General features: G+C 60.4%; 20 protein-coding genes and 1 pseudogene. 7 read left to right on the top strand and 14 right to left on the bottom strand.

Annotated elements, in window-relative coordinates; translation table 11 throughout:
- Positions 1 to 16 precede the first annotated feature (16 nt).
- The 3 genes from LCH65_RS14790 to LCH65_RS14780 form a co-directional block, all read right to left on the bottom strand.
- Positions 17 to 2821 carry a DUF2339 domain-containing protein gene (locus LCH65_RS14790; RefSeq protein WP_058416536.1) on the bottom strand — a complete coding sequence of 935 codons (2805 nt, stop codon included), beginning with the start codon at positions 2819 to 2821 and terminating at the stop codon, positions 17 to 19.
- A 267-nt stretch (positions 2822 to 3088) separates the two neighbouring features.
- Entirely contained in the window at positions 3089 to 5539 is a 2451-nt protein-coding gene (locus LCH65_RS14785) for a glycogen/starch/alpha-glucan phosphorylase (protein ID WP_003365946.1), read from the bottom strand.
- Positions 5540 to 5604: 65 nt separating this feature from the next.
- The gene (locus LCH65_RS14780; RefSeq protein WP_154583503.1) at positions 5605 to 5742 is read right to left on the bottom strand and encodes a hypothetical protein; all 138 of its coding nucleotides are present in this window, start codon (positions 5740 to 5742) and stop codon (positions 5605 to 5607) included.
- Positions 5743 to 5819: 77 nt separating this feature from the next.
- Here LCH65_RS14780 and pip point away from each other — a divergent pair, with 77 nt between their 5' ends.
- The 4 genes from pip (at position 5820) to mdoH (ending at position 12050) form a co-directional block, all read left to right on the top strand.
- A complete protein-coding gene (gene pip / locus LCH65_RS14775) occupies positions 5820 to 6791 on the top strand; it encodes a prolyl aminopeptidase (protein ID WP_003365948.1) in 972 nt (323 codons plus the stop codon).
- A 39-nt stretch (positions 6792 to 6830) separates the two neighbouring features.
- A complete protein-coding gene (dtd, locus tag LCH65_RS14770) occupies positions 6831 to 7268 on the top strand; it encodes a D-aminoacyl-tRNA deacylase (RefSeq protein WP_058397805.1) in 438 nt (145 codons plus the stop codon).
- 263 nt (positions 7269 to 7531) lie between these two features.
- Positions 7532 to 9475 carry a glucan biosynthesis protein G gene (locus LCH65_RS14765; protein ID WP_003432358.1) on the top strand — a complete coding sequence of 648 codons (1944 nt, stop codon included), beginning with the start codon at positions 7532 to 7534 and terminating at the stop codon, positions 9473 to 9475.
- Positions 9468 to 12050 (top strand): glucans biosynthesis glucosyltransferase MdoH, encoded by a 2583-nt coding sequence (gene mdoH / locus LCH65_RS14760; RefSeq protein ID WP_024662890.1) that lies wholly within the window; start codon positions 9468 to 9470, stop codon positions 12048 to 12050. Before LCH65_RS14765 ends, mdoH begins: the two co-directional genes overlap by 8 nt.
- Positions 12051 to 12932: 882 nt before the next feature.
- Here mdoH and LCH65_RS14755 read toward each other — a convergent pair.
- The 11 genes from LCH65_RS14755 to ubiE all read right to left on the bottom strand — a co-directional run bounded on the left by LCH65_RS14755 (position 12933) and on the right by ubiE (position 23190).
- Positions 12933 to 14876 carry a methyl-accepting chemotaxis protein gene (locus LCH65_RS14755; RefSeq protein WP_122266745.1) on the bottom strand — a complete coding sequence of 648 codons (1944 nt, stop codon included), beginning with the start codon at positions 14874 to 14876 and terminating at the stop codon, positions 12933 to 12935.
- A gap of 202 nt (positions 14877 to 15078) precedes the next feature.
- Entirely contained in the window at positions 15079 to 16995 is a 1917-nt protein-coding gene (locus LCH65_RS14750) for a methyl-accepting chemotaxis protein (RefSeq protein ID WP_054081254.1), read from the bottom strand.
- 88 nt (positions 16996 to 17083) lie between these two features.
- The gene (locus LCH65_RS14745) at positions 17084 to 17791 is read right to left on the bottom strand and encodes a 16S rRNA (uracil(1498)-N(3))-methyltransferase (protein WP_003365960.1); all 708 of its coding nucleotides are present in this window, start codon (positions 17789 to 17791) and stop codon (positions 17084 to 17086) included.
- Complete coding sequence (gene tatC / locus LCH65_RS14740) at positions 17788 to 18588, bottom strand: twin-arginine translocase subunit TatC (RefSeq protein WP_003365962.1); 801 nt, start codon at positions 18586 to 18588, stop codon at positions 17788 to 17790. The genes LCH65_RS14745 and tatC overlap by 4 nt, the downstream gene beginning before the upstream one ends.
- On the bottom strand, positions 18585 to 19061 hold the full coding sequence (tatB, locus tag LCH65_RS14735; protein WP_003365964.1) for a Sec-independent protein translocase protein TatB: 477 nt from the start codon (positions 19059 to 19061) through the stop codon (positions 18585 to 18587). The genes tatC and tatB overlap by 4 nt, the downstream gene beginning before the upstream one ends.
- A gap of 4 nt (positions 19062 to 19065) precedes the next feature.
- Positions 19066 to 19341, bottom strand: coding sequence for a twin-arginine translocase TatA/TatE family subunit (locus LCH65_RS14730; RefSeq protein ID WP_003316632.1), 276 nt, complete (start codon positions 19339 to 19341; stop codon positions 19066 to 19068).
- A 44-nt stretch (positions 19342 to 19385) separates the two neighbouring features.
- The gene (locus LCH65_RS14725; protein ID WP_002551631.1) at positions 19386 to 19718 is read right to left on the bottom strand and encodes a phosphoribosyl-ATP diphosphatase; all 333 of its coding nucleotides are present in this window, start codon (positions 19716 to 19718) and stop codon (positions 19386 to 19388) included.
- 2 nt (positions 19719 to 19720) lie between these two features.
- Positions 19721 to 20113 (bottom strand): phosphoribosyl-AMP cyclohydrolase, encoded by a 393-nt coding sequence (hisI, locus tag LCH65_RS14720; RefSeq protein WP_003432368.1) that lies wholly within the window; start codon positions 20111 to 20113, stop codon positions 19721 to 19723.
- A 67-nt stretch (positions 20114 to 20180) separates the two neighbouring features.
- Entirely contained in the window at positions 20181 to 21800 is a 1620-nt protein-coding gene (gene ubiB, locus LCH65_RS14715) for a ubiquinone biosynthesis regulatory protein kinase UbiB (protein ID WP_003365970.1), read from the bottom strand.
- Positions 21797 to 22420 (bottom strand): SCP2 sterol-binding domain-containing protein, encoded by a 624-nt coding sequence (locus LCH65_RS14710; protein ID WP_122266744.1) that lies wholly within the window; start codon positions 22418 to 22420, stop codon positions 21797 to 21799. The genes ubiB and LCH65_RS14710 overlap by 4 nt, the downstream gene beginning before the upstream one ends.
- Complete coding sequence (ubiE, locus tag LCH65_RS14705) at positions 22420 to 23190, bottom strand: bifunctional demethylmenaquinone methyltransferase/2-methoxy-6-polyprenyl-1,4-benzoquinol methylase UbiE (RefSeq protein ID WP_002551635.1); 771 nt, start codon at positions 23188 to 23190, stop codon at positions 22420 to 22422. Before ubiE ends, LCH65_RS14710 begins: the two co-directional genes overlap by 1 nt.
- A gap of 144 nt (positions 23191 to 23334) precedes the next feature.
- Between ubiE and LCH65_RS14700 the strand changes: the two genes are divergently transcribed.
- The 3 genes and pseudogenes from LCH65_RS14700 (at position 23335) to LCH65_RS14690 (ending at position 24581) form a co-directional block, all read left to right on the top strand.
- Positions 23335 to 23613 (top strand): polyhydroxyalkanoic acid system family protein, encoded by a 279-nt coding sequence (locus LCH65_RS14700; RefSeq protein ID WP_003316638.1) that lies wholly within the window; start codon positions 23335 to 23337, stop codon positions 23611 to 23613.
- Between the two features lie 61 nt (positions 23614 to 23674).
- A pseudogene (locus tag LCH65_RS14695) lies at positions 23675 to 23872 on the top strand (phasin family protein); the annotation flags it as partial.
- A 10-nt stretch (positions 23873 to 23882) separates the two neighbouring features.
- Positions 23883 to 24581 carry a phasin family protein gene (locus tag LCH65_RS14690; protein ID WP_058397799.1) on the top strand — a complete coding sequence of 233 codons (699 nt, stop codon included), beginning with the start codon at positions 23883 to 23885 and terminating at the stop codon, positions 24579 to 24581.
- Positions 24582 to 24679 lie beyond the last annotated feature (98 nt).

Below are 24679 nucleotides of genomic sequence, written 5' to 3'. Positions count from 1 at the left end.
CTCAAGAACGGTTTCCTCATAGCGTGTCCGGCGCGGCAGTCGAGCCTGGGCCGGGTTCTTCGCCGGCCTCTGTGGCAGAGTGTTTCGGCGGTAATGGTGCGAAATATCCCACCACCAATAGCAAAATGCCAACACCGATGAACGAGACGATGCGCTCCATGCCGCCACGATTGCTCAGCTCGACGAAGAACAGCTTGACCACCACCATCCCGATCAACGCTGCTCCGCCCAGCCACAGCTGGCGGTTGGAGCGCATGTGACCGCCGATCATCAGGGCCAGTGCCATCAGCGTCCAGACTATCGACAACCCGGCCTGGACGCGCATCGAGTCAAGCAGCGCCCCGGTGTTCCATGGCACATCAGCCCAATGATGCGCCGTGCGCATGACCATCGTCGTGACCAGCGGGAACAGCGAGGCGCCAGCCACCAGCAACGCAGCGTTACCAAGGCGCATGACCTGTTTGCGCAGCCACAGGCAGACCCCTGCCAGTGACAATAGCAAACCGATTTCCAGCGGGTTGAACAGCGGGATATATGGCAGTGGTTCCGCCGCGCCGTCGCTCAAGGTATTCGCCAGCCAGAACCACGCCAGCATCAACACCGCTAGCGGCGCAGCGGCACCGAGGTGATAGGCTTCGGGGCAGGCTTTTACCGGCCACGGCCATTGGCGCGCCGAGCTCATCGCCAGCAGGAACAGGCTCGGCAGAATCGCCCAGCCCAGCCAGCGCCAGGCGTTGTAATGTTCGGACAGTTGCAGCAGGCCGAAGCGCAGTTCCAGAGCCAGCACGGCGATGATCAGCAGGCAGCCCGCGGTGTGAGCGACACGTCGTGCGAGGATGGGCTGCCGGTCTGCCAGATAGCGCAGAGTCAGCAGATGCACGGCGAACACCACCAGCCAGGCCAGCCAGCCCCAGTGGGCGGCGGGGTGGTAATGTTCACTCAGCGAGCCCGACAGTAATGCTGCGCTGACGGGCGTAAGCGTGCTGCACAGCGCGGCGAGGTCTGGCCAGCGCAAGCGTACGGACAGCACTGTCCAGATTGCCACGCTGAGCGCGGCGGCGATCAACAGCACAGACGTTTGCACTCCAATGGGAACGTACAACTGCACGACGCTGATCAATGAAACCGACCACCAGATCGCACCCCATACGGTCAGTACGGTTCTGGCGACTTTTTGATCGATAAGGGTCAGGGTGTTGAAGCGGTACGCACTCCAGGCACTGACCAGCGCACCGATGGCCAGGATCATCGGCGTCCAGTAGTCGTCAGCCGAGTCGGCGCTGCCTGACGCATTGATCAACATCACGCTGGCGCACAGTTGCAGCAGCAGGCCGAAAGCCTGTGCCAGCTTGCGCTGCTGCCGCAAACCCAGCCAGAAAATCGCCGCGCCTTCCACAGCCCACGCGCTCGTCGTCCACTGAGAACCCAGGCCCAACGGGATCGCCAGCGTGGCAAACACCACGCCCAGCGCCAGGCAGGTTTCCATCAGCAAGGCGGTTTGGCCCGGTGCACGTGCTGCCAGCCAGCGTGCCAGCGCCATGTAGATCAAGCCCAACCCAAGCGCGCTGAACGCAGCGCCGAATTCCAAATGCTCGACGAGCGCATATTGCAGGCCGAAGCCGACTATCGGCGTGCCCAGCAACAACGTGCCGTCGACGTAATCGCCCTGACGCGCAGCCCAGCGCAGCATGGCTTCGCGAGTATGGTCAGGTGGCGCGCTGTCCAGTTCGAGCAGTTTGCGGCGGGCAAACAGCAGGCCGATGGCCAGATACATCAGGAAGAACACCATCAGAAAGGGCTCGGTGCTCCAGAACAATGCCGGAGTGTAAGCCTGCAGGCCCCAGGCGAAGCCGATGCCGAAAGTGCCGAAGAAGCCGATCAGGTTGAGCGTGCGCCAGGCCTTGAACCATGCGATGGCGATGATGCCCGCATTGAGTAGGGCAAAGTAACTGAACAGCGAGATATGGCTACCTTGCCCGGTCGAGGCCAGCAACGGTGCCGCGAAGCCGCCGAGCGCGCCAGCGCAGGCGAGTGCCAGCGAATTTTGCGTCAGCGCCAGAATGGCTGAGAAGCTGGTGATTGCGACCAGCAGCGCGAAGCCCAGGGTCGGGTCCAGCAGGGTGTGCAGTTTCATCGCGGCGAACACGGTCAGGTACAGCACCCCAACGCCTGCGCCTTGCAGCATCAAGGCGTAAGGACCGTTGCGCCTGCGCAGCCACCAGCCCAGACCGAGCAGGGCCAGCGCACTGGCGGCGACTGCGGCGTAGCGTGCTTCAAGCGGCACGACCATGCCCTCAGTGGCATAGCGCAGCAAAAACGCCAGGCCGAGGAACAGCACCACGACACCCACGCGCAGCACTGCATTCCCGCCCAACAGCCAGTCTTTTGCGGCGTTGATCGCGCTGTCCAGCGGGTTGGTTTTTGCTGTGTTGGTTGGCTCGTGTATCGGCGGGGCGGGCTCGACAGGTGTTGCTACCTGCGGCGCTTCGTCCGGCAGGTCCCAGATCAGCTCGGGGCCGTCGCCGGGTGCTTCGACAATGATCGCATCGAGTGGAAGCGGCGCAGGGTCCTGCGCAGGCGGTACGCCAGGCGCGGACTGACGTTCGAGTGCGCTCAGGCGCTGTTGAAGGGCGTCGAGGGATTTGCGGTTTGCGAGCAGTTGTTGCTGCTGATCAGCCGATTGCCTGCCAAGCACGCGCACGCGAATGCCGGCCCACACGGCCCAGCCCATGACTGCACCAATCAGTGCACCGGCCCACTCGTCATAACTCAGCGAATAGCCCAGCGCAGCGCCGCCCAACACCAGACAAATCCAAAGCACGCGACGACATCCTTTTCGATGTGTGAAGGTTCATCGAGCGCAGTATATAGGGGCGGGCGGACATCGTTTGTAATGTTTTATGCCGGGGGCACCAGAGTCTCTGCAGGACTGAGACAGATCCTCGTGGCGCTTGTGGGAGTGAGCTTGCTCACGAAGGCGTCGTCTCGAGCGCCTTCTTTACGGAGACCTTAATGGCCTCTTCGCGAGCAAGCGAAGCGTCGCCCGGCTCGCTCCCACTGGGGTTGTGAGTCTTTTCAGGCTCTGACGTCAGTCCAGCGCCTTCCAAATGTCTCCGGCGTACTCGCGGATGGTCCGGTCCGAGGAGAACCAGCCCATGCGTGCGGTGTTGAGGACCGCCGAGCGCCACCATTCCTTGGAGTCGTGCCAGCGCTCTTCGACCTTGGCCTGGGCCGCCCAATACGAGTCGAAGTCAGCGCAGACCAGGAAGCGGTCATACGCCAGCAACTGATCGATCAGCCCCACATAACGGTTCGGATCATCCGGCGAGAACACACCGCCACGGATCGCCTGCAGGACATCGTTCAAGCGTCCGGAGGCGGCCACATCGTCGTGCGCGCTGAATTCACCTGCACGCTTGCGGGCTTCGACCTGTTGCGAGGACATGCCGAAGATGAACATGTGCTCCAGCCCGACCTGCTCGCTCATCTCCACGTTGGCACCGTCCAGCGTACCGATGGTCAGTGCGCCGTTGAGGCCGAACTTCATGTTGCTGGTGCCGGACGCCTCCAGGCCTGCGGTGGAAATCTGCTCGGACAGGTCGGCCGCCGGGATGATGCTCTCCGCCAGGCTGACGTTGTAGTTGGGCATGAACACCACTTTCAGCAGACCGCGTACGGTCGGATCGTTGTTCACGGTCCGTGCGATGTCGTTGGTCAGCTTGATGATCAGCTTGGCCGAGTGATAACTGGCCGCCGCCTTGCCGGCGAAGATCTTCACCCGTGGCACCCAATCGGTACCCGGCTCGGCGCGAATGGCCTGATACAGAGCAACCGTGTGGAACAGGTTCAGCAACTGGCGTTTGTATTCGTGAATCCGCTTGACCTGAACGTCAAACATCGCGGCAGGATTGACGGCAATGCCCAGGCGCTCGTGAATGATCGCGGCCAGCGCACGCTTGCTGTGCAGGCGTTGATCGGCCATCTGCTTGCGGAACGACGACTTCTCGGCGAACGGCTCGAGCTCTTTGAGGCGCGTCTCGGCGTTGTCCAGAACATCCTCGCCGAGTGACTCGACAAGCATCTCGGTCAGCTTCGGGTTGGCCTGGAACAGCCAGCGGCGGAAGGTGATGCCGTTGGTCTTGTTGTTGATCCGCTCCGGGTAGATCTTGTGCAGCTCGGCGAACACGGTCTTGCGCATCAGCTGGGTGTGCAGCGCCGAAACGCCGTTGACGCTGTGCGAGCCGAGGAACGCCAGGTTGCCCATGCGTACCCGACGACCGTTGTCTTCTTCGATCAGCGATACGGCACGCAGTACGTTGACGTCGTCGACGCCTTTGGCGCGCAGTGTGTCAATGTGCTGCGCGTTGATCAGGTAGATGATCTGCATGTGGCGCGGCAGCATCCGCTCCATCAGACCGACCGACCAGGTTTCCAGCGCTTCAGGCAGCAGGGTGTGGTTGGTGTAGCCGAGGGTGCCGACGGTGATTTTCCACGCGGTGTCCCACGGGATGTTGTGGTTGTCGATCAACTGACGCATCAGCTCGGCCACTGCGATCGAGGGGTGCGTGTCGTTCATCTGAATCGCCGCGTGCTCGGACAGATCCGTCAGCGTGGCGTGTTGGTTCAGATGGCGGCGCAGCAAGTCCTGCAGCGACGCGGAGACGAAAAAGTATTCCTGACGCAGACGCAGTTCCTGACCCGCTTCGGTTGCATCGTTCGGGTAAAGCACGCGGGAAATGCTTTCGGCGCGCACCACTTCGGCAACCGCGCCGAAGTGATCGCCGGCGTTGAAGCGTTCCAGGTGCAGGTCTTCTACTGCACGGGCGCGCCACAAGCGCAGCGTGTTGACGCTCTTGCCACGCCAGCCTACCACCGGGGTGTCATAGGCGATGGCCCGAACGGTCTCGCCCGGACGCCATACCTGACGCGAGTCGCCTGCTTCGGTCGGGACCGTGTCGACGCTGCCGCCGAAGCCAATGGAGTAAACCACCTCAGGGCGTTCGAATTCCCATGGGTTACCGAAGTCCAGCCAGTTCTCGGTTTGTTCCTGCTGCCAGCCATCGACGATGCCCTGACGAAACAGGCCGTGCTCGTAACGAATGCCGTAACCATGACCCGCGATACCCAGGGTCGACATGCTTTCCATGAAGCACGCCGCCAGACGACCCAGGCCGCCGTTACCCAGTGCCGCATCCGGTTCAAGCAGGCGGATGCGCTCGATGTCCACACCCAGTTCGGTCAGCGCCTCGCGAGCGACTTCGAGCAGGCCGAGGTTACTGAGGCTGTCGTACAGCAGCCTGCCTATCAGGAATTCGAGAGACAGGTAGTAAACGCGTTTCTGAACCTTGCGATAGATCTGCCGCGTGTGGTCCATCCAGTGTTCGACCATGTGGTCGCGGGCGGCAAGGGCAACAGCTTCAAACCAGTCATGCTCAAACGCATGGTCGGGGTCCTTGCCCACCGAGTAGGTGAGTTTGGCGAGCACAGCGGCGCGAAAAGCGGCCACATCAGCGTCACGAACAAGTGGTTCCTGAGACATCGGTAAAACCTCAAGTAGTCTGACGAATGGAAAACGGGATTCTTAGACTGTAGGCGTGTCGTCAATTATTTCCTGAAAAAAAGAGAAATAATTGACGGCACAGCTCTCGCTTCGACCCAGCGCAACGGCTCTGGTTCGCGCACCGTTGAAATTGGCAAAACGCTTGCATCGTTCGTTCCATCCTGATCGATGACGTGCAGCATGCTGATTCTTCGTTTCGGGTTTATGATGCCCCACGGCAGAATAATAGAAGCCTCTAAATTGGACTTATGGAGCACTTATGCAGACTTTGTACCCGCAGATCAAACCCTACGCCCGGCACGATCTGGCCGTGGAACAACCGCATGTGCTTTACGTCGATGAAAGTGGCTCGCCAGAAGGGTTGCCGGTGGTGTTCATCCACGGCGGCCCGGGTTCGGGATGCGATGCGCACAGTCGCTGCTATTTCGATCCAAACCTGTACCGCATCGTTACGTTCGACCAGCGCGGCTGCGGTCGTTCCACTCCGCATGCCAGCCTTGAAAACAACACCACCTGGAAACTGGTGGAAGACCTTGAAGCGATCCGCGAGCACCTCGGGATCGACAAATGGGTGTTGTTCGGCGGTTCGTGGGGCTCGACCCTTGCCCTGGCGTATGCACAGACCCATCCCGACCGCGTGCACGCGCTGATCCTGCGTGGCGTATTCCTTGCCCGTCAGCAGGAAATCGACTGGTTCTACCAGGCAGGTGCCAGCCGTCTGTTCCCGGATTATTGGCAGGATTATGTCGCGCCGATTCCGCTGGACGAGCGTGACAACATTCTGGCTGCCTTCCACAAGCGGCTCACCGGGCCGGATCAGATTGCCCAGATGCATGCCGCCAAGGCCTGGTCGACCTGGGAGGGGCGTTGCGCCACCTTGCGGCCCAATCCGCAAGTGGTCGATCGCTTCGCCGAGCCGCACCGTGCGTTGTCCATCGCGCGCATCGAATGCCACTACTTCATGAACAACGCCTTTCTGGAAGACAACCAGCTGATTCGCGACATGCCGAAGATCGCGCACCTGCCGGCAATCATTGTCCACGGTCGTTACGATGTCATCTGTCCGCTGGACAATGCGTGGGAGTTGCACCAGAACTGGCCTGGCAGCGAGCTGCAGGTGATTCGCGAGGCCGGGCACTCGGCAGCCGAACCCGGTATCGCCGACGCACTGGTGCGGGCCGCTGCAGAAGTTGCACGCAACCTGCTCGACCTGCCGCCCGAAGAAGCGTGACAGTGATCCGGTATTGGTTTTGAGTCTGGAAAGGCATCTATGAAAGGTTTGTTGCAGCGCGTGCGAAGTGCGCGCGTCGAGGTCGGCACCGAGGTGGTGGGTGCGATTGAACAGGGCCTACTGGTGTTGGTGGGAATAGAGCCTCAAGACACCCGCGCCAGTGCCGATAAGTTGCTGCACAAGTTGCTCAATTATCGAGTGTTCAGCGATGCCGAGGGCAAGATGAATCTGTCTTTGCGCGAGGTGAGTGGCGGCTTGTTGCTGGTTTCCCAGTTCACGCTGGCTGCAGACACCAAAAGCGGGTTGCGCGCGGGCTTCTCGAAAGCCGCGCCTCCAGCGCTGGGTGCCGAGTTGTTCGACTATCTGTTGAGCCAGGCCAGAATCGCGCATCCCACGGTAGCGGCGGGCCAGTTTGGTGCAGACATGCAGGTGCACCTGATAAATGATGGCCCCGTGACATTTTTGTTTGATACATAAGCTACGATTTCACTTTGTCCCCCTGAATTCATCTGTCTTGCGGGAATAAATTTCTTTGTCATACCTGATGCGTTGTGGCGCGTGCTACTGGATAATCGCGCGCTACGGGGATCGACACTGTTGGTCCATTTGGTATGACAAAAGCGGTTCTGACACCGGGTTGGGGAATCATTAAGCCCATTCGGAGTCGGAACAATGCTCGCCAACCCGGCATTGATAGCTGGCCGTTGGTTTTTTCATCTGTTTTTCGGCGAGGGTTGCTCGTGATTGTTAGTCCCTGTGATGCTCCAAAGACACCTGTCAAGCGGTTGCGTAGTGCACTTCTGGCAAGCTCGGCCCTTGTATGCCTGTTCAGTGCAGGTCAGCTGTGGGCGTTCAACCTTGATGATGTAGCGGCGAAGGCCAAAGAAATGGCCGGGCAGAAGTTCGAGGCTCCGAGGAGCAATCTGCCGAACGAGCTGCGCGACATGAAGTTCGCCGATTATCAGAAGATCCGCTTCCGTGATGACAAGGCCGAATGGGCGGGCGAAAAGACTCCGTTCAAAGTGTCTTTCTACCACCAGGGCATGCACTTCGACACGCCGGTCAAAATCAACGAAGTGACCGCGACCAGCGTCGACGAGATCAAATACGACCCGAGTCGTTTTGACTTCGGCGATCTGAAGATCGACCCAAAATCCACCGAGAAACTGGGTTATGCCGGTTTCCGTGTCCTGTATCCGATCAACAAGGATGACAAGCAGGACGAAATCATGACCATGCTGGGCGCGAGCTACTTCCGCGTGATCGGCAAGGGTCAGGTTTATGGCCTGTCCGCGCGCGGTATGGCGATCGACACTGCCTCGCCGTCCGGTGAAGAATTTCCGCGCTTCAAGGAATTCTGGATCGAGAAGCCGGGCCCGGATGACAACCATCTGGTGATCTTCGCACTGCTCGACTCGCCGCGTGCCACTGGCGCCTATCAGCTGACCCTGCGTCCGGGTACCAACACCCTGGTTGACGTGAAGTCGCGCATGTTCCTGCGTGACAAGGTCAACAAGCTGGGCGTTGCTCCGCTGACCAGTATGTTCCTGTTCGGCGCCAACCAGCCTTCGCGTGTGCCTAACTACCGTCGTGAACTGCACGATTCCAGCGGTCTGTCGATCCAGGCGGCCAACGGTGAGTGGCTGTGGCGTCCGCTGAACAACCCTAAACATCTGTCCATCAGCAGCTTCTCGGTCGAGAACCCGCGTGGTTTCGGTCTGCTGCAACGCGGCCGCGACTTCAGCCAGTACGAAGACCTGGATGACCGCTACGACAAGCGCCCAAGTGCCTGGATCGAGCCGAAGGGCGATTGGGGTAAAGGGACTGTCGAGCTGGTCGAAATCCCGACTGCCGACGAGACCAACGACAACATCGTGGCCTACTGGAAGCCTGAAACTCTGGCAGAACCTGGCCAGGAAATGGCGTTCGACTACCGTTTGCACTGGACCATGCAGGAAAACTCGATCCACTCGCCGGATCTGGGCTGGGTCAAGCAGACCCAACGCTCCATCGGTGACGTGCGTCAGTCCAACCTGATCCGTCAGCCGGACGGCAGCCTTGCCTTCCTGGTCGACTTCGTGGGCCCGGTTCTCGCCGCACTGCCGGAAGACAAGACCATTCGCAGCCAGGTGACCACTGACGACAACGTCGAACTGGTGGAAAACAACCTGCGCTACAACCCGGTCACCAAAGGCTATCGCCTGACCCTGCGGGTGAAGGTCAAGGACTCCAGCAAGCCGACCGAAATGCGCGCCTACCTGTTGCGTGAAATCCCTGCCGAACCAGGCAAGGAGCCTGCGCTGCTCGTGGCTGACAAGGCCGAAGAGAAGAAGGCTGCCGCCAAGGAAGCTGCCAAGCCGGCAGTCGCCAAGGAGTCCGCCAACGACCAGGTAGAAATCGCCAAGGCCGACGCGCCGAAGGCCGAAGCTGCCAAGCCTGAGACTGCCAAGTCTGAAGCTGGCAAGGCTGACGCAGCAAAAGCTGATGCAGCCAAAGGCAAAGGCGAAGTCGCCAAGGCCGACGCAAGCAAAGCCGACGCATCCAAGGCTGAAGTAGCCAAGGATAAAGACGGTAAAGAAATTCAGCAGCCTGAAACCGAGGCAGCGCCCACCCATCCGGAACCGGCCAAGACGTTGCAAGTCATGACCGAGACCTGGAGCTATCAGTTGCCGAGCGATGAGTAATTCTCTACCGGTGCCAATGTCTCTGAACGAGTACCTGGCGCATTTACCGATGAGCGACGAGCAGCGGGCAGAACTTGCCAGCTGCACGACCTTCGCCGAATTGCATGAGCGACTTTCCGCGCAGCCGGTCACTGACCCTGCCGAGGCCGCTCAGGCTTCGGTGGGTCGCCGTCTGACGCTGACCACTGCAGATCAGTTGGAGGACGCCGAGATGCTCGGCGTCGATGCCAGCGGTCGCCTGTGCCTGAAGGCCACACCGCCGATTCGCCGGACCAAGGTCGTGCCAGAGCCATGGCGCACCAACATTCTGGTGCGCGGCTGGCGTCGTCTGACCGGCAAGACCAACCCGCCCAAGCCCGCGCATGATGATCTGCCGCGGGATCTGCCGAAGGCGCGCTGGCGCACCGTCGGCTCGATCCGTCGCTACATCCTGCTGATCCTCATGCTGGGCCAGACGATCGTGGCTGGCTGGTACATGAAGGGCATCCTGCCGTATCAGGGCTGGTCGCTGGTTTCGCTCGACGAAATCACCCGTCAGACCTTCGTGCAGACCGCCTTGCAGGTCATGCCTTATGCCTTGCAGACCAGTATCCTGTTGCTGTTCGGGATTTTGTTCTGCTGGGTATCGGCCGGTTTCTGGACCGCGCTGATGGGGTTCCTTGAGCTGCTCACCGGTCGCGACAAATATCGCATCTCGGGTGCCAGTGCTGGCAACGAGCCGATCGAAAAGGGCGCACGTACTGCGCTGGTCATGCCGATCTGCAACGAGGACGTGCCTCGGGTTTTCGCCGGTCTGCGCGCTACGTTCGAGTCGGTAGCTGCCACGGGTGACCTGGATCGTTTCGATTTCTTCGTGCTCAGCGACACCAACGAAACCGACATCGCCGTTGCCGAGCAACAGGCGTGGCTGGACGTGTGCCGCGAGACCAAAGGTTTCGGCAAGATCTTCTATCGTCGCCGTCGCCGCCGCGTAAAACGCAAAAGCGGCAACCTCGACGACTTCTGCCGTCGCTGGGGCGGTGAATACCGCTACATGGTCGTGCTGGACGCCGACAGCGTCATGAGCGGTGAGTGTCTGACCAGCCTGGTTCGCCTGATGGAAGCCACGCCGGACGCCGGTATCATCCAGACCGCGCCACGTGCGTCGGGTATGGACACGCTGTATGCACGCATGCAGCAGTTCGCTACCCGGGTCTATGGCCCGTTGTTCACCGCCGGTCTGCACTTCTGGCAGTTGGGTGAATCCCACTATTGGGGTCACAACGCGATCATCCGCATGAAACCCTTCATCGAGCACTGCGCCCTGGCGCCGTTGCCCGGCAAGGGCGCGTTCGCCGGTGCGATCCTCTCCCACGACTTCGTCGAAGCTGCGCTGATGCGCCGTGCAGGCTGGGGCGTGTGGATTGCTTACGACCTGCCAGGCAGTTATGAAGAGTTGCCGCCCAACCTGCTGGACGAACTCAAGCGTGACCGTCGCTGGTGCCACGGCAACCTGATGAACTTCAGGCTGTTCCTGGTCAAGGGCATGCACCCGGTTCACCGTGCGGTGTTCCTGACCGGTGTGATGTCTTATCTGTCGGCACCGTTGTGGTTCTTCTTCCTCGTGCTATCCACGGCCCTGCTGGCGGTGAACACGCTGATGGAGCCGACCTACTTCCTTGAACCGCGTCAGCTGTATCCGCTGTGGCCACAATGGCACCCGGAAAAAGCCGTCGCGTTGTTCTCGACGACCATCGTCCTGCTGTTCCTGCCTAAACTGCTCAGCGTTATTCTGATCTGGGCCAAGGGTGCGAAAGGCTTTGGTGGCAAGTTCAAGGTCACCATTTCGATGCTGCTGGAAATGCTCTTCTCGGTGCTGCTGGCTCCGGTGCGCATGCTGTTCCACACCCGCTTCGTACTGGCCGCTTTCCTGGGCTGGGCCGCGACCTGGAACTCGCCGCAACGCGACGATGACTCCACGCCGTGGATCGAAGCAGTGAAGCGCCACGGTCCGCAAACCCTGTTGGGCGCGTGCTGGGCCTTGCTGGTGTTCTGGTTGAACCCAAGCTTCCTGTGGTGGCTTGCGCCGATCGTGGTGTCGTTGATGCTGTCGATTCCGGTGTCGGTGATTTCCAGCCGTACCAATCTGGGCGTCAAGGCGCGTGACGAGAAGTTCTTCCTGATTCCTGAAGAGTTCGAGCCGCCGCAAGAGCTGATCTCGACGGATCAGTACACCTACGAGAACCGCTGGCATGCGCTGAAGCAGGGCTTCATTCGGGCTGTGGTCGACCCGCGACAGAACGCTTTGGCTTGCGCCCTGGCGACGTCGCGTCACCGTCAGGCTCAGCCTATTGAAGTGGTGCGTATGGAACGTGTTGATCAGGCACTCAAGGTCGGCCCGGCAAAACTCGGCAATCAGGAACGCCTGATGCTGCTGAGCGACCCGGTCGCCCTTGGCCGCTTGCACGAGCGCGTCTGGAGCGAAGGTCACGAAGAGTGGCTGGCCGCGTGGAGAGCTTCCATCGAAGCCGATCCGCATGCGCCTTTGCTGCCTTTGCAGCCTGTAGGTAAAGCATCGGAGCCGGTCCCGGTCTAAAACCGCCCGGCTACGAAAAGAGCCCCTGACGCCTAACGCGTCGGGGGCTTTTTTATTGGGCTTTGTGGCACATACATGCACAGGACATGGTCAAGACGGGTTCTCCAGAACCCCGATCGTTCCTCACGCTCCAGCGTGGGAATGCGGTTCACGAAGCTCCGCGTCGCAAGAGGACGCAGAGCGTCCAGACCGGCATACCCACGCGGAGCATGGGTACGATAGTGTTATTCCTGCCGACGATCGTTCCTCACGCTCCAGCGTGGGAATGCAGTTCACGACGCATCGCGTCGCAAGAGGACGCAGAGCGTCCAGACCGGCATGCCCACGCTGGAGCATGGGCACGATGGTGTTATCCCTGCCGACGATCGTTCCTCACGCTCCGGCGTGGAAATGCAGTTCACGACGCTCTGCGTCGCAAGAGGACGCGGAGCGTCCAGACCGGCATGCCCACGCTGGAGCCTGGGCACGATGGTGTTATCCCTGCCGACTATCGTTCCTCACGCTCCAGCGTGGGAATGCAGTTCACGACGCTCTGCGTCGCAAGAGGACGTGGAGCGCCCAGACCGGCATGCCCACGCTGGAACATGGGCACGATGGTGTTACCCCTGCCGACGATCGTTCCTCACGCTCCGGCGTGGGAATGCAGTTCACGACGCTCTGCGTCGCAAGAAGACGCGGAGCGTCCAGACCGGCGTACCCACGCGGAGCATGGGTACGATAGTGTTATTCCTGCCGACGATCGTTCCTCACGCTCCGGCGTGGGAATGCAGTTCACGACGCTCTGCGTCGCAAGAGGACGTGGAGCGCCGAGACCGGCATGCCCACGCTGGAGCATGGGCACGATGGCGTTGTCCGGACGTCTACCGGCGTGATGGCATGGGTTCAACCCACCCTGAATCGCCCCACCAGTGCCTGCAGGTGCGTTCCCAGTCTGGCGAGTTCGACGCTGGAGGTTGCGGTTTGCTCGCTGGCTGCAGCGGTCTGTTCGGAGATGTCGCGTACGCTGATGACGTTACGGTTGATCTGTTCGGCGACTACGCTCTGTTCCTCGCTGGCGGTAGCGATCTGTTCGTTCATGTGCTGGATCGTCGCCACGGTGCGGGTGATCTGCTCCAGTGCGCCACCCGCGCGACGGCTCAGCTCAACCGTGTTGTCGGTCAGGGTGCGGCTGTTATCCAGGGTGGTTGCGACTTGTTGGGTGCCGGTTTGCAGGGCGGCGATCAGCTCTTCGATTTCCTCGGTGGACTTTTGCGTGCGTTGCGCCAGACCACGGACTTCATCGGCAACCACCGCGAAGCCGCGCCCGGCCTCTCCCGCGCGGGCTGCCTCGATGGCCGCATTGAGGGCCAACAGGTTGGTCTGCTGTGAAACAGACTTGATCACATCTAGAACGCCAACGATCTTGTTGCTTTCCTGCTTGAGCGCGCTCATTGACTGCGTGGAGTTCAGCACCTCGCGAGCCAGTTGCTCGATCTGACTGATCGCCTGCCCGACCACTTCATCGCCACTGCGCGCCTGTTGATCCGCCTGAGCGGCCGCCTGCGACGCTTCCTGCGCATTGCGCGCGACTTCCTGCACGGTTGCGGCCATTTCATTCATGGCCGTGGCCACCTGATCGGTTTCGTCTTTCTGACTGGTGACCCCGATGCAGGTCTGCCTGGTCACTGCTGACAATTGCTCGGCCGCGCTGGCGATCTGCGATACGCCCTCGCTGATGCCGCCAACCAGTTCGCGCAGGCTGATGGTCATGGTCTGCATGCTGCGTTGCAACTGACCCATTTCGTCACGGCGTGTGACCGATATGTCCCGACTCAGGTCGCCCTGGGCGATGCGTGTTGCGGCCCCCAGAGTCTGCTGCAACGGCACGGTGATCTGCCGGGTCATGATCCAGGCGGCAAGCAATCCGATCAGCAATGCCAGGCCTGCAACACTGCTCAGCATGGCGCTGGAGTTGGCCGCCTCGCTGTCACGCTGGGCAGTCTGCAGGCGGTTCAGCGCCGCGACGGAGTCCAGCAGCGTTTCGCCAAGACCTTCCATGATTTCCTGATCCGCTTCGGCCTTGGTCTGTATCTGCTTGAACTCGCCAAGCCGTTCCCGATAACTCTGCAAGGCGGCGGTCGCCGGGGTCAGGCCCTGAAGGCTTTCATTGCCTTGATCCTGAGCGATCTGCCCGATCTCCTTGAGCGCTTCGTCGATGGCCGCAATGGCCGCGTGCTCATCCGCGTCGCGGGTGGTGAAGGTATACGCCTGCACCTGATAACGAGCGGTCTGCACCTGCTGCCTCAGTTGGGAAATGTTGGTGAACTCCTCCATCCGCTCGCTGCTGTCCTGTTCCTGGCTGACGCTTTTGAGTACCTCTACCTCAACCTGCGCGATGGCCTGCAAGGCCTGTTCGGACGTCTGCTCCAGGCGCGCGCGTATCTGGTTGCGGGTTTGTCGGTTGGTGCGAACGTCCGCGAAGGTCTTTTCCAGCCTGTTCAGCATCTCGAACTGGCCGTTTAGCAGCTTGATGGTTGCCTCCTCCTCACTCTGTGTGTGCAGCAGGGTGAGTTGGGCTTTCATTTCATTGAGCTTCTCTGTGACCAGCGCGGTGCTCTCCGGCGTTTTTTCGACGCGGTCGGTGATTCGCTCGGCGCGCAGGTCTTTGGTCAGACCGTTGAGCTGGGCGATGTCCGAGAGCGACTCCGAGCGGTCGATCATGGTGTACAGGCCATGCCAGCCGGTCAGTGTGATGATCAGCGTCAATAGCAGCACCAGGCCGAAACCCAGGGACAGCTTGAATCTGACGTTCATGTTGCCGAGCGCTTGATTGATCAGTCGGAACATTGGAATCTCCTGCAATGAGCGAACAAAAGCACGTTCCGAACCGGTCGGGACGTGCGTTGTGAGCGCATCGGCGTGGTGACTCATTGCGTGACCTGAGAAGGTCGTAGGAGATTTCCGAGTACGAAGGAGGGGTGAACGCTGTCACATTTAGTTGGGGAAAATGGCCCGCGCCGAGTGCGGGCGCGGGCTGTGTGCTGACAGGTCAGACGGTGAAGCGGCTCACCAGCACCTGAAGGTGGTTGCCCAGTCTTGCGAGTTCTACGCTGGAAGCCGCGGTTTCTTCACTGGCCGCCGATGTCTGCTCGGACACGTCACGGACGTTGATGATGCTACGGTTGATCTCTTCGGCGGTGGCGCTCTGTTCTTCGGCGGCGGCGGCGATCTGCTGATTCATCGCCTGGATCGCCGAGACGGTTTTGGTGATGCTTTCCAGCGATCCTCCGGCCCGACGTGTCAGTTCCACGCTGCTGGTGCTCAGCTCGCGACTGCTGTCCATGACCGTTGTGGCCTGCTGTGTGCCGCTTTGCAGGCCGGCGATCAGTGCTTCGATCTCTTCGGTGGATTTCTGCGTGCGCTGCGCCAGACTGCGCACCTCATCGGCGACCACAGCAAAGCCCCGACCGGCCTCACCGGCGCGGGCTGCCTCGATAGCGGCGTTCAAGGCCAGCAGGTTGGTCTGTTCGGCGACCGATTTGATGACGTCCAGCACGCTGCCGATCTTGTCGCTTTCCTGTTTCAGCGCGCCCATCGCTTCGCTGGAGTTGCCCACCGCGGAGGCAAGACGTTCGATTTGCGCAATGGCCTCGTTGACCACTCGTTCGCCATCACGGGCCTGACGGTCTGCCGCCACTGCTGCTTCCGAGGCTTCCTCGGCGTTGCGCGCAACCTCCTGAACCGTTGCCGTCATTTCATGCATGGCGGTGGCGACCTGATCGGTTTCGACCTTCTGGCTGTTGACTCCGGCGCTGGTCTGCTCGGTGACCGCTGACAGCTCTTCCGCCGCGCTGGCGATCTGGGTGACGCCATCGCGAATCCCGCCGACCAGCTCACGCAGGCTCACCGTCATACGTTGAATCGTGGCCTGCAGTTTGCCCAGTTCGTCCTTGCGATCAACCTTGAGGTTGCGACTCAGGTCGCCCGAGGCCACCCGCTCCACTACTTCGAGGGTCTCCTGCAACGGGGTGGTGATCTGGCGAGTGATGACCCACGCCGCGAGAATGCTCAGCACCAGCGCCAACGCCGTAGCGGCAGCGATCATAGTGACCGACTTGGCGCTGTCTGCGTCACGGCTCTTGTTCTGCCGGATGATCAGGTCGTTGCTGGTGTCTAGCATGCTGACGCCCAACGTGGTCATTTTATCCAGTGCGGCCTTGGAGGCGGCCTGGGCATCGCGGTAGCGGCCCACAGCCGCGCGGTAGCCATTCAGCCCGGCGATGGCCTGTTGCAGCATGGGCGAATAAGTGGAAGAAATGTCGCCAGCCAGCGTGTTGATCCCGGTCACCGCGTCATCGATGGCCTTATTGGCGTCTTTTTCGAAATCGGGACGGCCGCTGTAGGTGTAACCACGTACCTGAAAACGCGCCTGCTGAATCAGCTTGCTGACGCCGACGATGCCATTGAAGGCCAGGATGTTATCTTCCTTGAGCAGTTCGGCTTCGATCCTGTCGGCCTGATCCACCGCTTTGTCGGCGTTTTCGCCCATCTGGCTGCGGCTCGCTTCGCGGGTTTCGATCGCCTTGCTCATGTCCTCAAACGACTGGCGATAGTCGCGAGTGGCCTGAATCTGGGCATCCAGCAACTGCAGGTTCTCGGGGGATCGCAGCAGGTTCCTGGCGCTTTGCAGCGCGGCGTCCAGCTGATCGAGTGTACTTCTGACCTTCGCTGCGGTCTCTGCGTTGTACAGCGCCTCGTAGCTCATACGGTTGATGCGCAACTGAAGGGTCAGCTCATTGACCTGCGCAATCGCAGTAACACGGTCCCCACGATCAATAAGGGCCTGATTGCTGAACCAGCCGGTGGCCGAAATCATCAGCGTCATCAACAGCACCAGGCCAAAGCCGATCGCCAATTTCAGGCTGACACTCGCATTGGCGAGGCTTTTGGATAACCCACGAGACATGATCACTCCTTGACGTCTTTTGCTCTAAGTATGCAATTGCATCGGCCAGTTATCGGTTAACTGAAGCGATTGAGTCGACACTGACAGCTTAGAACAAGCGGGCGAGAAGGGCCGTTACAGCGGTTTCGACGCGCAGGATACGTTCGCCCAATTGCACGGGCTGCAAACCCGACTGACGCAACAGATCGATTTCGTAGGGTATCCAGCCACCTTCAGGGCCGATGGCCAGTGTGACTTGCTCTGTGACCGCACGCGGGCAGGCGGGGAAATCACCGGGATGGCCGACCAGGCCCAGTGTGTCGAGCGCGATCTGCGGCAAGCGATCTTCAACGAAAGGCTTGAAGCGCTTTTCGATCACAATCTCAGGCAGCACCGAATCGCGCGCCTGTTCCAGGCCCAGAATCAGTTGCTCGCGGATGGCTTCAGGCTCTAGAAACGGCGTCTGCCAGAAGCTTTTTTCCACCCTGTAGCTGTTCAGCAGGATGACTTTCGGCACGCCCATGGTCGCGACGGTCTGAAACACCCGGCGTAACATCTTGGGACGTGGCAACGCCAGCAGCAGGGTGAGCGGCAGTTTTGCCGGCGGAGCACTCTGCAGTTCGACACGCAGCTCTGCCTCATGGGGTTCAAGGCGCAGCAGTTCGGCATTGCCCAGCAGGCCGTTGACGCGGCCCACCCGCACACTGTCGCCGACCTCTGCGCGGTGCACCTCCTGCATGTGCTTCAGGCGGCGATCACGCAGGACCACCCGGTCAGCCGCAATGAAATCGGCTTCCTCAAGCAGCAGCAGGTTCACGGTGTGGTCGCGGGCGGCTGGTCCTGCTTGTCAGCGTCCTCGGTCTCATCGTCCGGATGTTCGCCACGCTTCTTGATCATCGTACTGCACAGTACGCCCAGCTCGAAGAGCAGCCACATCGGCACCGCCAGCAGCGTCTGCGAGAAGATGTCCGGCGGCGTCAGGATCATGCCGACCACGAAGCAGCCGATGATTACGTAAGGGCGGATCTTCTTCAGGTATTTGACGTCGACGATGCCGATCCACACCAGCAACACCACGGCCACCGGGATTTCGAAGGCCACGCCAAAGGCGAAGAACAACGTCATCACGAAGTCCAGGTAACTGGCGATGTCGGTCATCATCGAAACGCCTTCCGGCGTTACGCTGGCGAAGAAGTGGAAAATCAGCGGGAAGACCAGAAAGTAGGCAAACGCCATGCCTGCGTAGAACAGGATGATACTCGACACCAGCAGGGGCACCGCGACGCGCTTCTCGTGCTTGTACAGGCCTGGCGCGATAAAGCCCCAGATCTGATGCAGGATGACCGGCATGGACAGAAACAGCGCGACCATCATGGTCAGCTTGAACGGCGTGATGAACGGCGAGGCCACATCGGTGGCGATCATCGTTGCGCCTTCAGGCAGATAGACTCGCAGCGGCGCCGAGACCAGTGTGTAGATCTTCTGCGTGAAGTAGAACAGGCCGGCAAAAATCAGGAACACTGCCGCAACACAACGCAACAGACGTGTACGCAACTCGGTGAGGTGCGAGATCAGCGGCATTTGCTGATCGTTTTCCGGGATATCAGCGCTCATGGTGCTCGCGGTGGCAATGACGAATCGTGGGCGGGAGGCGTCGGGACCGGTGTGCCGGCGTCAGCCGGTTTCGCGGTTTTCTCCAGCGACAGCTCGGTCTTCGGCGCCGCAGGTTGTGCCGGGCCGATTTCGTGGTGTGCGGCTTCATCGTGCGCGGGGCTTGCCGCTTCGGCTGCTGCCGGTGCGGGCGACGGGTTTACCGGCTCGGAGCCGTTCTCGGGCGGCTGATTGGGCGCGAACATTTTGCGCGCTTCGTCTTCCAGCGAAAGAATGTGCTCGTTATGCAACTGCCGACGAATCTCGTCAGCCCCGATTTCACGTTCAACTTCCTGTTTGATCGCATTGAAGCTGCGCTTCAACCGACCGATCCATAAGCCTGCGGTGCGTGCAGCACCCGGCAGGCGCTCGGGACCCAGTACCAGCAAGGCAACCAGGCCAACGAGCAGCAGTTCAGAGAAGCTGATACCGAACATGGGCTTAAACCTGGTCTTTGCGGATCGGCTCGTCGACTTTGTGCGCCTGAGCGTCAATAGTGTGTGGCTGATTCAGCGGCGAGCCCTGTGGCGCTGGCTGGGCCTGCTGGGGTTGAGGTGCAGGCTGTTCGGCTGGCTTGTCGTCGTCATTCATCGCCTTGCGAAAGCCCTTGATCGATTCGCCGACGTCGCTGCCCAGGCCCTTGAGTTTCTTGGTCCCGAAAACCAGTACAACGACGATCAGGATGACGATCCAGTGTTTCCAGTCAAAAATACCCATGAAACAGTCCTCGTAAAAGATTTCAAGCTTGAAAGGGGAGAGCGTTACTCTGCCGTGCGAGCGGCTTTTTCCGCGTGGCCGGACAAGCCGAATCGGCGGTCCAGTTCATCGAGCACGGCCTGCGGGTGCTGACCCAGCGCGGCGAGCATCACCATGCTGTGGAACCACAGGTCAGCGGTTTCATAAATCACGTCACTGCAATCACCGCTGACCGCAGCGTCCTTGGCAGCGATGATGGTCTCGATCGACTCTTCGCCGAGCTTTTCCAGAATCTTGTTCAGGCCCTTGTGATACAGGCTTGCGACATAGGAGCTGTCGGCAGCGGCGTCCTTGCGTGATTCCAGCACTTCGGCCAGACGGGACAACGTATCAGTCATGTTCAATGGCCTGCCTGGTAAATAGCATCAGGATCTTTCAGAACCGGGTCTACGGTCTTCCAGCCTGAATTTTCATACACTCGGTAGAAGCAACTTTCGCGGCCGGTATGGCAAGCGATGCCACCGATCTGCTCGACCATCAGGATAATGACGTCGGCGTCACAGTCCAGGCGCAGTTCATGCAGCTTTTGCACATGACCCGATTCTTCACCTTTGCGCCAGAGTTTGCCACGCGAACGCGACCAATAGATGGCACGGTTCTCGGACGCCGTCAGGCTCAGGGCCTCGCGGTTCATCCAGGCCATCATCAATACCCGGCCGGTCTTGTGATCCTGAGCAATTGCAGGCACCAGACCGTCGCTGTTCCAGTGAATCTCGTCCAGCCAGTCTTTCATATCTACTCCGGCAGCCGGCGTTCATGCCCGGCGGATTGAACAGTGTGCCAGCGCCATCCGCTGCTGGCTATCGGCGAACGATCAGATACAGCCCGGCGATGAGCATGATCGCCGCCGGCCACGCGGTGAGCGTCAGCAACTGGGTAGCGGCCTCGCTCATCACCCAGCCCTGTATCGCGCCGCCGACCAGCAATGCCGCGCCGATCAGCCGCAGGACCGGCTCGTCCTTGCGATCGTGCCACGGGCGCGGCGGATCCGAGGCGTGCGGGCGGGACATGCGCTCCAGCAGGTCACGGGTCATGCCCGCGATGTGCGGCAGTTGCTCGACCTGTGATTGCAGATTGCCCAGCAGGGTCTTCGGGCTGACCCGTTCACGCATCCAGCGCTCCAGATAAGGCTGCGCGGTGCTCCACAGGTCCAGATCAGGGTACAACTGACGACCCAAGCCTTCGATATTGAGCAGGGTCTTTTGCAGCAGAACCAGTTGCGGCTGGACTTCCATATTGAAGCGGCGCGCGGTCTGGAACAGACGCATCAGCACCTGGCCGAAGGAAATATCCTTGAGCGGCTTCTCGAAAATCGGCTCGCAGACCGTGCGGATGGCCGCTTCGAATTCATTGAGCTTGGTCTCTGCCGGCACCCAGCCCGAATCGATGTGCAGTTGCGCAACGCGACGATAATCTCGTTTGAAAAAGGCAAACAGGTTACGCGCCAGATAATCCTGATCTTCCGGGGTCAGACTGCCGACGATACCGCAGTCGATGGCAATGTACTTCGGCGCCCACGGGTTGACCGTGCTGACGAAAATGTTGCCGGGGTGCATGTCGGCGTGGAAGAAACTGTCGCGAAATATCTGCGTGAAGAAAATCTCCACACCGCGCTCGGCGAGCAGTTTCATGTCGGTGCGCTGATCTGCCAGCGCGGCCAGATCGGTTACCTGAAGCCCGTAGATGCGCTCCATGACCAGCACTTTCGGGCGGCACCAGTCCCAGTAGACTTGTGGCACGTAAAGCAGGTCGGAGCCTTCGAAATTGCGCCGCAACTGGCTGGCGTTGGCCGCTTCACGCAGCAGGTCGAGTTCGTCGTAGATGGTCTTTTCATAATCCATCACCACCTGCACCGGGTGCAGCAGGCGGGCATCGGCGGAGACGCGCTCGGCGGTGCGGGCGAGAATGAACAGCCACGCCAGATCCTGGCCGATGATCGGCTTGAGGCCGGGGCGTACCACCTTGACCACGACTTCTTCGCCGGTCTTCAGGCAGGCGGCATGCACCTGAGCGACCGAAGCGGATGCCAAAGGCTTCTCGTCAAAGCGGCTGAACACGTCACAGATGCGCGCGCCGAGCTGTTCTTCGATCAGCTTGATCGCCAGTTGCTGATCGAACGGCGGCACGCGGTCCTGCAGCAGCATCAGTTCGTCGGCGATGTCCTCAGGCAACAGGTCGCGCCGGGTGGACAGCAATTGCCCGAACTTGATGAAAATAGGCCCCAGGTCCTGCAGCGCCAGACGAAAGCGTACGCCCCGGCTCAGCTCGGATTTGCGCCGTGGCAGCCAGCGCCAGGGCAGCACGAAACGCAGCGCGAGCATCCACCACGGCAGGGGCAGGGCGAACAACAGGTCATCGAGACGATAGCGGATAACGACACGTTGAATGCGAAACAGACGGCGGACGGCAAGCAGCTTCATGCGTTATCGCTGGTATTGAGGGAGTGGGCAAGGCGGGCAAAGCGCGCCTCGAGGCGTTCCAGATCGAGCTTGATCTGGTCGAGTTCGGCGAATCGTGCTTCGGCTTCGTGTTTGCCCACCAGCGTGCGCGATTCTTCGCTGAGGTAGTCGGCAACGTTCTGGCTGAGGCTGTTGAAGCTTTCCCGCGTCCAGCGCCCACTGTTGCGCAGGTGGCTGCTGAACAACTGGCTGGCCACCGGGCCGATCCAGTTGGACAGTTCGTGTTCCCAGTCCAGCTCCAGGTCCTGAAGAATGCCGACCAGTTCCAGCAGCGCGCCGCTGTCACCGTCGAGCTCTACGTCCGGGCCGTGCAACACAGCGGTTTTGTCTTTGCTCAGGGCCAGGCGCACCAGACTGGAAGCCGGCGCGCGCAGGGTGCAGTCAGCCTCGGCAGCCCAGTCAGCGGCGAGCAGCAAGCCTTCGTCGCTGGGCAGGATGAACAGCTTCAGGGACAGATCGCGACAGTCCACCGCAATGACACGTCCGGACAGACGCGCCATGCGTGGCAGCGCGGTGCTGTCCAGGCGCAGCACCCGATTGATGCCGTGCTCGATGCTGGCGAGCAGCCCCCGGAGCAACATCAGGGTTTGATACCGCGATGCAGGGCCACGACGCCGGCAGTCATGTTGTGATAGGTCACGCGGTCAAAACCGGCTTCTACCATCATCGACTTGAGGGTTTCCTGGTTGGGGTGCATGCGGATCGATTCGGCCAGATAACGGTAGCTTTCCGAGTCATTGGTGACCAGCTTGCCCATCAACGGCATGAACGCGAACGAGTAGGCGTCGTAGGCCTTGGACATCAGCTTGTTGGTCGGCTTGGAAAACTCCAGTACCAGCAGACGACCACCCGGCTTGAGCACGCGCAGCATGGAACGCAGGGCGTCTTCCTTGTGCGTCACGTTGCGCAGGCCGAACGCGATGGTCACGCAGTCGAAATGGTTGTCCGGGAATGGCAGCTTTTCGGCGTCTGCCTGGACGAACTCGACGTTGCCCGACACACCCAGGTCCAGCAGGCGGTCACGGCCGACCTTGAGCATGGAGGCGTTGATATCAGCCAGTACCACCTGGCCGGTCGGGCCGACCAGGTTGGAGAATTTGCGGGTCAGGTCGCCCGTACCGCCAGCAATATCCAGCACGCGATTGCCGGTGCGGACGCCGGACAGCTCGATTGCGAAACGCTTCCACAGGCGATGCATGCCGCCGGACAGCAGGTCATTCATCAGGTCGTACTTGGCCGCTACCGAATGGAAAACCTCAGCGACTTTTTCTGCCTTCTGGCTTTCCGGTACATTTTTGTAACCGAAGTGAGTCGTAGGTTCGGCATCGCTGCCTTTGCGCTGATCGTTCATATCGCTTCACCGGAATAGAGTGCGGGTCATTCTAATCGCCAAGGCCGGCTTTGTCTTGACAAGGCTCACCTGCAACGCTTTCTTGGATGCGGGCGGGTGTATATAGTTGCGCCGCATTTCATATGACGATCAAGGAAGCCTCCGATGGCCAAGATAACCGTTGAACGCCCGCACGCCCTGGGCCTTGAGAAGGCTCGCGAAAAGGCCGAGCAACTGGTCGAGAAGCTGTCCACCCGATACGGACTGGCTCACGAATGGGCTGGCGATACCGTAAAACTGGAGGGCAAGGGAGCCAAGGGTGAGGTCGAGGTCGAAGAGGCTTTGATCCGCGTCAACATCGAGCTGAACTTCATCCTGTCGGCCATGAGCGGTTCGATCAAGACAGAAGTCGAGCGCGTTCTGGACAAGGCGCTCGCTGCCTGAGCGTTGTACGCAGCCCATTTTTTTCTTCGCCGCCGTATGCCCATGCGCTCTTTTGTGAGCGCAAATCGACAGAATCGAGCGTGCTTTCGACCTTAGAGTCGCAAAGGCCTTGAACCGGGTCGGTATCCCGTCTAAACATGATGTAGACACGCTCTTTGCCAGGCTCGATGAGCTGACGGCATTGCTCGAGCGTGTCGGGCCGATAAAGCTCGAACGCTGCGTGCCGAAACGACTCGGGTGTTCCAAGTCTGGACGATAAGGAGAACAGGATGGCTGGCAAGAAAAAAACCGACAAAGATGGCAGCTCCTGGATGGGCGAGGTTGAGAAGTACTCTCGTCAGATCTGGCTGGCTGGTTTGGGCGCGTATTCCAAGATCAGCAATGATGGCAGCAAGCTTTTCGAGACCCTGGTGAAGGACGGCGAAAAAGCCGAGAAGCTGACCAAGGCCGAAGCGCAGAAGCAGCTCGATGACGTCAAGAGCACCAGCAAGTCGGCCAAGTCCCGTGTGGACGACGTGAAAGACCTTGCGGTTGGCAAGTGGAACGAGCTGGAAGAGGCTTTCGACAAGCGCCTGAATGGCGCGATTTCACGCTTGGGTGTGCCGAGTCGCACTGAGGTGCAGGCGCTGCACAGCAAGGTCGACCAGCTGAGCCGACAGATCGAGCTATTGGTGGGCGCGAAAGCCAAGCCGGCTGCCTCGCGCACTGTGGCGGCCAAACCGGCAGCGGCGAAGAGCGCGGCAAAACCGTTGGTCGCTGCTGCCAAACCTGTCGCCAAAGTGGCGGACAAGTCAGCCAACAAAACCGTAGCAGCCAAGCCTGCCGTCAAGAAAGCAGCGGCCAAGCCCGTCGAGGCTGCCAAAAAGCCTGCCGCAGCGAAAAAACCAGCGGCAAGAAAGCCGGCCGCCAAACCTGCGGCCAAGCCTTCTACGCCGGTCGCATCGGAAAAACCCGCGATTCAGTCCTGATACCCGGCTGCAACAAAGAAGACCGGACGCAGAGCGTCCCGAACGGCATACCCACGCGGAGCATGGGCACGATGGTGTTCTTACGGGCGACTATCGTT

Source organism: Pseudomonas sp. MWU16-30316, from assembly GCF_020515645.1.
Lineage (GTDB): Bacteria > Pseudomonadota > Gammaproteobacteria > Pseudomonadales > Pseudomonadaceae > Aquipseudomonas > Aquipseudomonas cerasi.
Note: the sequence above shows the minus strand (reverse complement) of the source record. Positions and strands in the feature narration are given on the sequence as shown.